This window comes from Daejeonella sp. H1SJ63 (assembly GCF_029360775.1).
Classification (GTDB): domain Bacteria; phylum Bacteroidota; class Bacteroidia; order Sphingobacteriales; family Sphingobacteriaceae; genus Daejeonella.
In genome coordinates this window covers 76,130-90,643 of record NZ_JARKMZ010000001.1, presented here as the reverse complement: position 1 = coordinate 90,643, position 14,514 = coordinate 76,130, and the positions used below count along the sequence as shown (strand labels likewise).

At 39.0% G+C, this 14,514-nt stretch carries 7 protein-coding genes; 1 reads left to right on the top strand and 6 read right to left on the bottom strand.

All coding sequences use genetic code 11. From position 1 onward, the window contains the following. Positions 1-92 precede the first annotated feature (92 nt). Positions 93-1,958, top strand: a complete 1,866-nt coding sequence (locus P2W72_RS00415; protein WP_276358862.1) for a DEAD/DEAH box helicase — start codon at positions 93-95, stop codon at positions 1,956-1,958. Positions 1,959-2,057: 99 nt separating this feature from the next. Here P2W72_RS00415 and P2W72_RS00410 read toward each other — a convergent pair whose 3' ends face one another. The 6 genes from P2W72_RS00410 to P2W72_RS00385 all read right to left on the bottom strand — a co-directional run bounded on the left by P2W72_RS00410 (position 2,058) and on the right by P2W72_RS00385 (position 14,489). Continuing rightward, positions 2,058-2,567, bottom strand: a complete 510-nt coding sequence (locus tag P2W72_RS00410; protein WP_276358861.1) for a redoxin domain-containing protein — start codon at positions 2,565-2,567, stop codon at positions 2,058-2,060. 108 nt (positions 2,568-2,675) lie between these two features. Continuing rightward, entirely contained in the window at positions 2,676-3,953 is a 1,278-nt protein-coding gene (locus P2W72_RS00405) for a vanadium-dependent haloperoxidase (RefSeq protein WP_276358860.1), read from the bottom strand. Between the two features lie 47 nt (positions 3,954-4,000). After that, the gene (locus P2W72_RS00400; RefSeq protein ID WP_276358859.1) at positions 4,001-7,573 is read right to left on the bottom strand and encodes a VCBS repeat-containing protein; all 3,573 of its coding nucleotides are present in this window, start codon (positions 7,571-7,573) and stop codon (positions 4,001-4,003) included. A gap of 83 nt (positions 7,574-7,656) precedes the next feature. Further along, positions 7,657-9,408: a RagB/SusD family nutrient uptake outer membrane protein gene (locus P2W72_RS00395; protein WP_276358858.1), complete on the bottom strand. Its 1,752-nt coding sequence runs from the start codon at positions 9,406-9,408 to the stop codon at positions 7,657-7,659. Positions 9,409-9,436: 28 nt separating this feature from the next. After that, positions 9,437-12,604, bottom strand: a complete 3,168-nt coding sequence (locus P2W72_RS00390; protein ID WP_276358857.1) for a TonB-dependent receptor — start codon at positions 12,602-12,604, stop codon at positions 9,437-9,439. 874 nt (positions 12,605-13,478) lie between these two features. Next, on the bottom strand, positions 13,479-14,489 hold the full coding sequence (locus tag P2W72_RS00385) for an NAD(P)H-dependent glycerol-3-phosphate dehydrogenase (protein ID WP_276358855.1): 1,011 nt from the start codon (positions 14,487-14,489) through the stop codon (positions 13,479-13,481). Positions 14,490-14,514 lie beyond the last annotated feature (25 nt).

Here is a 14,514-nt window from a genome sequence, read left to right as displayed (position 1 = left end):
TTCAAATCCCAATCTGAATACTATTTTTAATTTAAAAAAACGTACCTTTGCGGCGCTTTCGGCAATAAGGCTGATAAGCAATAAAAATTATCATGAACCCATTTAGTAACTTGGGTATCCGTCATGATATTGTTAATGCCATTACTGAGCTGGGATTCGAAAATCCCACACCAATCCAGGAACAATCTATCCCGGTATTACTTTCAGGCAGCAACGATTTTGTCGGATTAGCTCAAACAGGAACCGGTAAAACGGCAGCCTTCGGCCTTCCATTATTAGAATTATTGGATTTCGAAGAAAATTATCCACAAGCTCTTATTCTATGTCCAACCCGTGAACTTTGTTTACAGATCACCAGCGACTTAAAGAATTATTCCAAAAACATGCGCAACGTAAATGTTGTGGCAGTTTATGGAGGAGCAAATATTTCAGATCAGTTACGCCAGATCAAGCGTGGTGTGCAGATCGTAGTGGCCACTCCAGGCCGTATGCTTGATATTATTAACCGTAAGGCAATTGACTTTTCTCAGGTACAATATGTAGTACTTGACGAAGCTGATGAGATGCTGAACATGGGCTTTCAGGAAGACATCGACAGTATTTTATCAACAACACCTGACGATAAAAAGACCTGGTTGTTCTCTGCAACCATGCCTTCAGAGGTTCGCCGCATTGCAAAAAAATACATGACAGATCCTTTCGAGCTGACCATGGGTACCAAAAATACCGGCAATGCTAATATCGAACACGAGTATTATATTGTAAAGGCACGTGATAAATACGCCGCATTTAAGCGAATCGTAGATTTCAATCCTGAGATCTTTGGTATCGTATTCTGCCGTACTAAAATTGAAACCCAGGAAATTGCTGAGGCTTTAATTAAGGATGGTTATAATGCAGATGCACTTCACGGAGATCTTTCTCAGCAGCAACGCGACAAAGTAATGAAGCGTTACCGCGACCGCAGTCTTCAATTGCTTATTGCAACTGATGTGGCGGCAAGAGGAATCGATGTGAATGACGTTACACACGTAATTAACTATTCTCTTCCTGATGAGATCGAAAATTACACCCACCGAAGCGGACGTACAGCCCGTGCCGGTAAAACAGGTGTATCTATCGCGATCATTAATTCAAAAGAACTTGGTAAGATCCGTCAAATTGAACGTGTAATCGGCAAGCAATTCACCAAGGCAGAGATTCCAAACGGATTTGATGTATGTGAGAAGCAGCTGTTTGCACTGGTTCACAAAGTTCATAATGTTGAAGTGAATGAAGAGCAAATTGAGCAGTACATTCCACGTATTATGGAAGAGTTTAAGGATCTTTCAAAAGAAGATATTATTAAACGCTTTGCATCTCTTGAGTTTAACCGTTTCCTTGAATATTATTCAAAAGCACCTGATCTGAATGTTTCGGGTGATGAACGCAGCTTTGAGCGCGGTGAACGCCCTGATCGTGCATTCAGATCAAGTACCAGTCCGGGTTATACCCGTCTGTTCATGAACCTTGGTTCTGTGGATGATTTCACCCGTGGAGATATGCTTGGATTCATCTGCAATAATACCAAGATCAGCGGAAAGAGTGTTGGCAAGATTGACCTGAAAGGTGTTTTCACCTTCTTTGAAGTTGAAGAATCTGCAGTAAATCAGGTAATCGAAGGATTCAAATCTGTTGATTTTCAGGGCAGAAGTGTACGCATTGAGTTAGCCGGCGACCGCGAAGGCGGAAGCAGTGACCGTGGTTCTTACCGCGGCGGAAGCGGTGGTGGTCGTCGTGAAGGCGGTGGCTATCGTGGCGGCAGCGGTGGCGGACGCCGTGAAGGTGCAAGCGGACGTCGCGAAGGCGGTAGCAGTGGCGGTGGATTCCGTGATTTTTCAGGCAAACGCCGTGAAGATCGTGGAGGAAGCAGCAGTGCCGGTCGTCGCGAAGGCGGCGAAAGACGCAGACGCAGCTAAGTTAAATATTCTAAAATTCTAAAAAGAAAAGGCTCCTGAGGAGCCTTTTCTTTTTGTTTGTCCCGTCCTGAAACAAGGAATAGTACCGAACAGATCCGTTTAGATTTTATTGACGGTGCTGATTATTTCCTTCACATTACTGTTTTGTCCAAAATATTTTATCAAACGAAAGTCCTGCCCAAATACATATAGTGCCGGATATTGAACAGGTGTAAACCGGGTAATAAACTGATTTTGAAAATCACGGAGCACAGTTACATTGCTTCTTCCATTCAGCTTCCTTCCATAAGTGCTCATGAATGTTCTGATCCCAGCCACTTGATTTAAAGAAACAAGATAAAATTCTGCATTTTTAAATTCATTGATATGATCACCTATTGCTGCGAGTTCAATTTGGCAATGATCACAGGTAATATCAAAGAAAACGATAACCAGTTTTTTGTTTTTTTTCAGTTCATTTCTTGTGAATGATTGCCCATTCAGGGTAGAGAATGTAAATTCAGGAATTTTATTCACAGGAGTCACCTGAGCACTAAGCTCCTGAACTAAAATTAATCCGGACAGGACAAATCCAAAAAATAAACGAATTATGAAACTTGATTTAAACATTTTAATAATAATAATAATAACGTGATTAAGTATCTGCAGGATAAAAACATCTGCAGACGTTAATTTATAAAGTGACAAAACAGAATATACTATTAAACCTCAAAAAACTTACAGGTCTAATTTATTAACAACCGTTTTTCCTATTTTACTACCTATTTCTGCACCCTCATCTACACTAAACCGATAATGAATTCCTCCGTAAACCCTGCTTATAGAGGCTTCATCTGCGGCTTCTATAAATGATTTGAAGTTTCGCTTCATGCCAATATATTTAAGATCACTTGTATCTTCAAAGGCGAAATTTTCTCCAAACATCTTAGTTAACACCTCTGCAGCTGCTCTTGTTATTGTACTATGACCGCTGGGGTATTCAGGAAAAGGCGGAGTTTGAAGCATTGGCATCCAGTTATTATCAATCTTCTCATTGATAACTGTAACAGGCCTAACCGTATTATACTTATATTTTAAATTCCAACAGGATATAAAAGCATCATACAAAGCAACCGCAGTAGCAGCATAAGCTTTTGCTGTTTTTACCGCATCAGCATTCGTTTGCCGGGAAGCAATTGCTGCAATGCCCATCCAATGGCCTCCAGGGGTGATTTTTTTATTTGCGAACATCATATGACCTGAATGTTCCATTACAAAAGGATTATCATCCCAGTAACGTGCTATATCTTTTTGTTCCTGTGTCAAATTTTTTGTAAGCTTATACAATCCGGTCACTTCCTTATAATAAACACTATTGGTATCCAGATCATATTTAGGAGGAGCTGGCAGATTTGCAGATAAAGAGGCCGAATCCAGCAGGAATGGCTTCATAGTCCCCCAGCACCATTCTACACCATCCATATAATCGGGAGGGGTAGGACGCCATTGACCCGGATTCTGATTCCCCAAAAATTTAGCTTTGCCTCTGCTTTTGAAATATCCATCAACTGCTGCTATTGCTAAAACCCCTTTACCGATAGAATCACCAAAGGCAACTGACCTTTCAAAAGTTTCTTTGGGTAAAGATTTTTTAAACTGGCCGAAAACCCTCGCTTCATAACCTTTTAAAGAATCAATTGAAAATACAACCTTATGAACTACTGTAAAAAACGCTTTGGTAGCGGCTAAGGTAAAGTTATAATTTTTATCTTTTTCGGGTTCAGGCAACGCTTTAAAGCCATTTAGTTTTAAGACAATTGATGGAGAACCGGGTTTTGCAAAACGCATTGCTTCATACGAAGCAAGTGAAGAATAAGCGTATATCCGGCTGGCCACCGGGGGAGTAAAAACATCATATATGATTACTTCTGTAAGCTGATCCTGATTTTGGTGTAATATTTCAGCATCTGATAATCTGCCTTCTTCCTTTTTATTACAAGCAGTAAATAAAGCCATAATGCAAATTCCTGCATATACTAGCCTTTTTAAATTATATTCCATTATTATTTCAATTGTAAATTTCTACTTGACCCTTTATAATTTGTTAACTGTACGCTGGAAATATTATTATCGATATTTAAGAATCTGGCTGACTGGGATAGAAAGGACGAACCATAATATATTTCTTCACGTCTGCGCTTACCATTCTTATATTTAATGACGGCACTCATATCACCAGCTAAAACCGGAACAAGATTTATAGCCCGCTTTAATTGAAATATCTTCAAAGCCCCCCTGTTCTGACTGGCTGCCAGTAAGCAATTACCGTATTTACTTCTTAGTTTAATCAGTGCTTTCCCGTTGCCTGGAATGAATATACCACTTTGCAGGATAGTTTCAGCTTCAAAACCGCCTTTGCCATTACCTTTAAGAAATAAACCATTCAATGCATCATATCTTCCTACTGATACTTCCGTACCATAATCATTTCCATTGATCACAAGGTCTAAATTACCATCTCCATTAAAATCATCCACCGTGATTCCATTCAATACAGAGACCTGAGCTTGCGAAGGCAATGGACTGATCGTAAATTTTCCTTTGCCATCGTTTCGAATAAAGCTTGAGAGAAGATAATTCGCTCTTAGCCTTAATGCACCTTTTCTTTGAATTTCAGGCAGCACTTCATCCATTGTGGCAACAGCAAAGGAGTTGTAATTTTGAAATTTAGACCGCATGCTGATCATTTGCTTTACCATATCCTCTCTGGTCTGAGCTGGAAATTCTTTCAGTTCGTCATTCTGATCAGGCAGAAATAAAGAAGGTATGGCATCATAACTTCCATTCTTATCAAAGTCATCAGCTGTAATAAAGACAGGATATTTATCGTTCCCTTTATAAAATGAATTTTTACCCTGGTTGCCAATAACATAATCGATATCTCCATCATTATCAAAGTCACCCGGAGCAATTGTATTCCACCAGCCCACCTTATCGTTAATTCCAGAGGCTGAACTTACATTTTTAAACAACCCTTTTTCATTCTTTAAAAAGGTAACAGGCATCCACTCTCCTGCTAATATCAGATCCTGCCAGCCATCATTGTCAAAATCAGTAAAAACAGCGTCACAAACGAGTCCGGCATTTATAAGATCTTTCGCAATGGTTTGGGTAACATCTGTGAATTTAGCCTTCCCTTTGCGGCTGTCATTTCTAAAGATAAAGCTGGAAACCGGCCTGGGATAATTCCAGGGGTCTACCCTGCCGGCCACAAACAAATCAAGATCACCATCTTTGTCATAGTCGCTTGCCCTGACGCAAAATTTACTGGTGAAATTCTGAGGTAATGCCGGTAAATCTATTTTAAAGTTTCCCTTTCCGTCGTTAATAAATAGTTTATCCTGATATACCATGGTATTTCTTTCATTTTCAAAACCACCACTGGCAGAATATAAATCCAGATCACCATCCCCATCAGCATCAAAAAGCAAAACTCCCGTATCCTCCCATCTTTTAGTATTTATATCTGCATCAGGTATCAAGCTTTTTTGAATAAAGCGACCATTTTCCTGTTGTAAAAATAGCTGGGCACTAAATGAAAAAGACCCTCCGCTAATGATGTCATCGAGTCCGTTTCCATCAACATCTCCGGCTGCTAAAGCAGGCCCGTATTCAGAAAATTTATGCGGCAATAATTTTTGAATATTAAAATCCACAAAATCCTTCTCTTCCTGCTGATAATGTATATTCACAGAATCGCTCACTTCACGAAACAAATTATTCTTTGCGAACTTTTCATTTTGAGATGAATATACTTCCCTTGCGCTGGTGATTTCAACAGTTAATAATTGATCTGTCTTTACATTTTTCAACAATTGTAATTTTCCATTTGGCCATTTGATTATCACTGAATCAATGGAGGCAATATTCCCTAATCCAAAATGAGCAATATTTTGCATGGATGATAAATAACCCCGGTATGGGGTATTTTCAAAAACTTGCTGCCTGCCCTGATTATAATGCAATTCTGCCCGGGCACCAATTCCGGTTCTATTCAGGCTATCGCCCACAAATTTGATCTGCAGATAATGATATGCTTCTTTACTTTCCTGTTTCGTATTATTACGGTATAAAAAGGCCTTATCATTAATATTATTCATCACCAAATCCATATCCCCATCATTATCCAAATCTGCATATACAGCTCCGTTTGAAAAAGAGGGGGTATCAAATCCCCAATCTTTAGACACCTTTGTAAATGATAGATTACCATTATTATGGAAAGCATAATTAGGAATTTTGACTGCGGGAATTTGTGCTAATAACTCTGCCTTGGTGGCGATGGAATAAGCCGTATTCCGAAAAGTGATGAAATCATGATCAGTAACATCTTTTGGAAAACCGTTAGTAATAACAATATCACGAAATCCGTCGTTGTCAAAATCCATTACTACAGGCGCCCAGCTCCAGTCAGTTTCAGCCACTCCGGCAAAAAATGATTGCTCGCTAAAAATCGGATCCCCTATAGAATCATTCTGATTAATCCTCGGCCCCTGATTAACCTGAAGCATGTTTCTAACATATTGGTATTGATAATTTAAGTATTCGATGTTTTGATAGGTTTGGTAGTTATTCCCATTCGTCATCATCTTTTTCCGGTAATTATCTTCAGGACTCATATCCAGCTCCACCAGATCATCAAGACCATCATTATTAATATCAATTATATCAGTACCCATAGCATTAGCAGCTGCATGCTTAAAATAGGATGTTACCTTATCGGTAAATGTTCCATCCCGGTTATTGATATATAAAACATTATTAGAAAGATAGTCGTTGGAAACATAAATATCTTTCCATCCATCCTGATTTATATCTGCAACAGAAGCATTATGTCCATATCCTTCAATTAATATCCCTGCCTGTCTTGAAACATCAGTAAAAAAGGGATGCCCCAGCTTTTCGTCCGGATCATTCCGGTATAATCTGTCTGTGCTTGGATGTTCTCCATTTAACAAACGTGGCCGAAACCTATTGGGAAAATCGCCATCTATAATTTCATTGACAACTATAAAAACATCCAGATCACCATCATTATCATAATCAAAAAAATTTGCCATGGTTGAATGTGTGGTATCATTCAATCCATATTCAGCTCCCATCTCTTTAAAACTTGGAATCCCATCCTTATTCAAACCCTGATTAACATACAATAAGTTCTCTCTCTCTTTGGCCTTTTTCTTTATTGATGCGCAAATATATAAGTCATCCCATCCGTCGTTATTAATATCCACTACAGAAACCCCCCTTCCCCATCTTCCCAGCCCGTTTACCTTAGCCTTGTCTGTAATATCCTCAAAAGCGAAATCTCCTTTGTTCAGGTATAATTTATTACTTACCATATTTCCGGTAAAATAGATATCCTGTAATCCATCTTTATTAAAATCACCAATACCGACCCCCCCGCCATTATAAACATTTGCAAAATCAAGTACATTTATGGAATCGGTTTCATTTATAGTATTTTCAAAATGAATACCGCTTGTGTTGGAATTAATTTTTTCGAATAATGGGCCTGAGTTTTTACAGGACGAAAAAATTAGTAAAAGAACTGAATAAAAAATGATTCTGATCATAATTAATAGTAAATACTAAACTCTGATATAAAATTAAAAAAGGGCAGAAATCTCTGCCCTTTTAAGAGTATAATTAATTTTTGTTAGTATCCCGGATTTTGTTTCAGTGTTCCTTTACTTAAATCAATCTGGTTACGTGGAATTGGGAAATACTCATTCTTCGCCTTAGTGAAAGAAGCGTTATTCAAATAAGAACGACGATTTTTTTCAACAGCAATATAAGCATTTAGCTCTTCAGCCGCAGTACCATAACGTACCAGGTCGAAGAAACGTGAGCCCTCCATAGCCAACTCTAATTTTCTCTCAAATCGTACTGCCTTACGTGCATACACTTTATCAGGGAATGCAGGGTACAAGCCTATTTTATAATTTGCAGCAGGAGTGCTGGTAAATCCCTTTTCAGGCGCGGCCGGATCAACATAAGTTTTCACCCATCCTTCCGGAGCTGCTGCCCTTTGTCTAACCCTGTTCACCAAATCTTTGGCTTTATCCAGTGAACCTACTTCAACCTCAGCTTCAGCTGCCATTAACAATACATCTGCAAAGCGGATAATCGTATAATTATTAGCAGTTATACCTGTTGACCAGAAAGATTTATCAGTTAAAGCGCCCTGCTGTCTTTTAGCATAAACACTTTTTTTCGGAGCATATGGTCCGCCATTTGCCTGATCACGTATCCAGTTATTTCCCGGATGAACTCCCCAGTCAAGATAAGGGATACCTCTTCTTCCTACTGTAATGTCTAAACGAGGATCCAAAGGAGCGGTTTCCGGGGTGAAAGGGTCATCAGATTTTAATCCCTGGTCATTTTTAACATCCACACTATTGAAATTATCAAGGAATGGGAGGCCATCTGTATCAACGCGGTAGGAATTAACCAGGCTTTGAGAAGGCTGATAGAAACCGCAGCATCCGCCGGGACCTCCGTTGTAAGGGAAATTTAATACATCTCCCCAGTTACCATTGCTACCTCCGGAATTGTCATTTACAGACATTTGTGCTGAGAAAACACTTTCTACACTGTTTTTGGTCTCCGGATTAAAGTTGTCAAAGAAATTTACCAAGTCATATTTTTTACCTGAAGCGGTTGTTCCATTAGTAATAACATCATCCAATAGTGTCTTTGCTTCAGCATATTTTTTCTGGTACAAATAAACCTTTGCCAGGTATGCTTTGGCTGCCCAGCTATTTGCCCGGCCAATTGCAGGTTGGGTAGCAGGCAGATTAGCTACCGCAAATTTCAGATCTGCTTCAATATTTGGCCAGATATCCTTGTCATTAGCCACCAGGATGTTTGCCTTCGCGTAAGTGATAGTTTCATCTACGTAGGGTATCATATTCCACATTCTTTTGGCCTCGAAATGATAATGAGCTCTTAGAAATCTTGCTTCAGCACCTGCTACTTTCTTTTCTGTATCGCTCATACCTTTTACATCGGCCATAACTCTCAGCACATCATTGCTACGCTGGATAGCATCATATAAATGACGCCATTTTGATTCAAAATATGGATTAGATGCATTTGCGCTGTATGTTTCAATAGATACAATATCAGCCTGGTCGCCCGGATCAGATCCTTTATAGGCATCATCTGAAGCTACACCACCAAATACCCAATTGGACGCTGCTGTAGCAAACCCTCCTCCTGCACCACCGTAGCCATCCAATAATGAATAAGCTCCGATTAACAGTCCCCTGACACCTGCAGAGGTCGTAAGATTACCCTGATCCAGAGATCCTAAAGGAGCTCTTTCAAGGAATTCTTTTTTACAGGCATAAAACAGCACTGAGGAAATGCTCAACACCAGAATTATTTTTATATATGATCGTTTCATAAACTTTTATTTTATTTTATAAGTAAACTTAAAAAGTAAGATTTACACCGAAATTATAGTTTTTCTGATTGTTGGGATAGTTACCGTAATCAATACCAAAGGCAGTATTATTATTAGTACCATTGGAATTAAGACCTATCAATTCAGGATCCAATCCGGTGTATTTGGTAATAGTGAACAGATTAGCACCCTGTACATAAACACGCATTCTGTCAATTCCAAATCTTTTTAACTTGGCAGCAGGAATGGTATAACCGATAACTAAAGAACGTAATTTCAGGAATGATGCATCCTCTAAATAATATGAGTTTGGCACTGAGTTATTACTGAAATTAGAAGCATTCTCTGCAATAGGGGTTTTTGCATTCAGGTTTTGCGGGGTCCATGAATTGTTTAACAAGTCAAGACTCTTTGCCCCCTGGAATGAAGGATAGAAATCTGTCCAGTAACGTACATAGTTTATAGCCTCATTACCCTGGGATCCGTATAAGAATGCAGAAAAATCCAAACCTTTATAGTTCGCTCCCAAATTAAGTCCGTAGGTAAAATCCGGATTTGGATCACCAAAGAAAGTACGGTCATCAGCACTTATCTTCTTATCACCATTCACATCACGGTATTTAAAACGGCCTGGGGCTGCAGCATCCTGTACAGGAGAACCTGTAACATCAGCAGCATCCCTGAATAGTCTTTCAACCTCATAACCAAAGAATGCACCTATAGGCTGACCTACCTGATTACGTACAAAATTACCAATCCTGGAAGCTCCTGCATCAAAGAATTTGCCGGGGATATCGGTAATATTACTTTTATAAGTAGTGACAATCGCACCAATATCAAATTTCAAGTCGCTGCCTACAGAACCATGATAGGTTGTAGAAAAGTCAAGACCTTTGTTTTCAATATTCCCGATATTAACCGCAGGTAAAGCTGCACCACCAACTGTTGCAGGAGACTGATCTGCAAATAATAGTCCTTCAATTGATTTTTTATAATACTCTACAGAGAAATCAATCTTATTGTTAAAAAATGTACCGTCAATACCGAAGTTAGTTAACTTATCTTCTTCCCAGCTTGTTTTTGGATTACCGATTCTGGACGCAATGAAACCCTGAACAGTGCTCGTACTTGTACCATTAATATCATAATATGCATTTCCCGGGCCTCCGCCAAACTGATTGAAGGCATTGGTTGGATTAACATTCAGCTGATTTCCAAGGATACCATAGCTGCCTTTTACTAAAAGGTTATCAATCCAGGTCTGGTTTTTCAAAAATGCTTCACTTGATAATCTCCATCCTGCAGAGAAAGAAGGGAAAATACCCCATCTGCTTTCCGGTCCGAAACGTGAAGAACCGTCTCTGCGAATAGTAGCGCTTAATAAGTATTTATCATTATAGGCATAATCAACTTTACCAAACTGTGATGACAATGCTTCCTGGTAAACGTAACTGGAGTTGGTAAAGCCACCTGAACCATTACTTAATGTACGGAAGTTAGGGTTATCAGTAAATAATCCTAAAGCGCCACCAGCCAGACCTCTGCCATATAGTTCAACTGCTTCTAAACCGGCTAAAACCCTTACACTATGCTTCCCGAATACCTGGTTATAAGTGACGGTATTCGTCCAGGTCCAGTTTCTGTTGTACTGGGCATTTTCGTTGAAACTATTCGAAGCATTATTTTCTGCATTCTCATAGGTTCTGTAGCCAAAACTAAAATTATACTGATTATCCAGAGTACCCCCAAAGGAAGTTTTTGCCGTGAAATGCTTCAGAAAATCGATTTCAGCAAATACATTTCCCTGAATATCCCAGATATTATTTCTATTGCCATCTACGCGGTCAATCATAGCATATGGGTTTTGTGCATTTCCCAGGCCCTGAGCCCGTGTTCCGGCATAATTACCCATTGCATCAAAAACCGGAATTATTGGCTGCTGTCGGTAAGACATTGATATAGGATTTCCTTCACCCTGATTACCTGAAGGTGTTCCCCTTTGATTTCTGTAAAAGATATAAGCATTCTCACCTATCCTGATATTGTTTTTAACATTAAAGGTAGTGTTGGCACGCAGACTGTATCTTTTCAGGTAAGTATTCTGTAATGTTCCCTGCTGATCAAAGGATCCTAAAGAGAACAGATAGTTTGATCTGTCGGCTCCACCTGATGCTGTAACTGTATGTTGTTGTATTGGAGCAGGTTTGAATATTTCATGAAACCAGTCAGTACCGGTCTTATTTGCAGGAATTATCTGATAGATATTTCCCTTGCTGTAATCCACATTATAGCTATCCATCTGAGCAGCTGTTGGTTGTCCTGTTACTCCGTTTGTACCGCCAATTAACAAATAATCCGGAATTACTGGTTTTGCACCATTACCATACTGCGGATGTGTCGGATTGCCGTTTGAGGCAACCTGTCCTGAATTTCTTAAAGCTAACCAGGTAAGATCAGCCATTCCCTGAGTATTTAACAGATTAAATACATTACCCTGTAAAGGTACCTGAGTACCGGCATAAGCATCATAAGTAATGTTAGGCTTACCGGAACCTTTTTTGGTAGTAACAACAATTACCCCATTGGCACCACGTACACCATACACTGCAGCAGCACCCGCATCTTTCAATACCTGAATTGATGCAATATCGTTTGCATTGATGTTACGCAAACTTCCCTGAACACCATCAATCATAACCAAAGGATCAACATTTCCTAATGAAGTAATACCACGGATACGAATATTACTTCCACCACCCGGTTCACCGGAAGTAGTAACATTTAGTCCGGATGCACGTCCCTGCAACATTTGTTCAGGACTTCCTGTCGGGATGGTTTTCATATCAGCCACATTAACTATAGAAACTGACCCTGTAATATCCTTTTTCTTTTCAGTAGAATATCCGGTTACAATCACTTCATCTAAAGTGCTTTGCGATGGAGACAGAATAATATCATAGTTAGCCTGATTAGTAACAGAAACTTCTTTGATAGCGAAGCCGATATAAGTCACTACCAATATATCGCCTTGTTTTGCATTGATGGAGAAAGCACCCTGCAGGTTCGTCATTGTTCCCACATTGCTTCCTTTAATATGAACTGTTGCCCCAATTATCGGCTGATTGTCATCACTACCTATGACTTTTCCCGTAACTCTTGGTTGAGCAACAGCAGTTAAAGAGATTAGTATGCACAAAATTGATAAGCACACCTTCCTTTTCTGGAGGAGTAAAGTTTTAAATATCATAATTTGCTTGTTAAATTTGTTAGTTAGATTGGTTTAATTAATAATTTTCTTTTGTTAATAATCCATTTACGGTAAATGAGATTAAAACACGGTGTTTTTAAAGAGTAACAGGATTTTTAGCATACATTTTTAGTTTGGTTTAATTATTGTTATTATTTATAAAATTTGGTTTAAAGGCTTTTTTACAAAACATCAGTACCGCAATTAACCCCATAAGTTTCTGAACCCGGGATAAAACATTTAGTGTATTAACTACACTATCCTAATCTAATATAAACATAACATTACCGTTACATCAATTTTTTTTTCAAAAAAAAATTGATGTAACGACTCAAATCACTCATTATCAGCCAATTATTTTTTTAAGGCGCTGTATGTTTTGATGGCAGCGATAGATCCTGCCTTTGGTACTTTTCAGCTATCTTCTTTTCCGACAAACCAATTTTAAAGTAGTCGTAGATGATATATGCAGAGAAAGTATGGCCTGTTATCCTGCACTTTAAGGATTTAGTGCACCGGAAGATCGGAACAGATAATTTAATAGTCACAAAATCCAACAGACTGTAGAATGTATATTCGATTTGTAAATTATTGTGAGCAGAGTCAACGCCAGAGCATGGCCATCACTGAAATTATCATCAAGCCTTGAATTACAGGCTTAAGGCTTTTATTCCAGCCATAATAACACGCGATGCTTTTAAGAGCCTTTCAATGAGCCTCCCCAATTTATTTAGAAGGCCATGTAACACGGGAAATTATTTTCCTGAAGAAAAATGGAGAATAACCGACAAATAAAACATCTGATATGTCCTTAATTAACCAATCAGGTTAACTGCTCTGACAGAAGTTTCATCTCAATCTGGGGCGAATGTCTTTCATAAAGGATTGCATAAACAGCCCTGCAAATAGGCATGTTTACTTTATATGCTTTGTTAATCTGGTGAAGACAGCAAACCGCATAATAACCTTCAGCAACCATATTCATTTCCAGCTGGGCAGAAGTAACGGTATAGCCCTTACCGATCATTGTACCAAAAGTGCGGTTACGGCTGAACTGCGAATATGCGGTCACTAAAAGATCACCAAGATATGCTGATTCCTTAATATCCCGGTCGATTGGATGAACTGCGCCCACAAAATCCTCAATTTCCCGAATTGCGTTGGAGATCAAAACTGCCTGAAAATTATCTCCATAGCCCAATCCACGGCAAATCCCGCTGGCAACGGCATAAATATTCTTCAAAACAGCCGCGTATTCGGTTCCGTAAATATCATCAGATACATTGGTTTTAATATATCTGGTATTTAACATAGAGGCAAAATGACGGGCCGTTTCTGCATCCTGAGATGCAATGGTCAGATAGGACAACTTTTCCAATGCAACTTCCTCGGCATGGCATGGTCCGCTCACAACAATAATATCCTCAAAGGGAATATGATAATGCTGATTCAGGAATTCTCCAATGATCGTATTTTCATCCGGAACAATACCCTTTATTGCAGAAATGACCTTTTTGCCTTTAAAATCATCGGGGTCAATCCCTTTAAGCGCATCCTTTAAAAAGACAGCGGGAACATTTAAGAGAATATAATCAGATTTGGAAATTATCTCTTTCAGATCAGTACTCAGATTAGCATCAGGGACTTTGATTTCTACGGAACTCAGATAATGCGGATTGTGGTTATACTTGCGGATATGTTCAATAGCTTCAGCATTCCGCATCCACCAGAAAACCTCCTTACTGATCAGATTATCTGATAATATCTTAACAATAGCGGTTGCCCAACTTCCGCCTCCAACAACAGCAATACTATTTTGAATTTCTGACATCATAAAAAAATCCCGGCTAATCAGATCT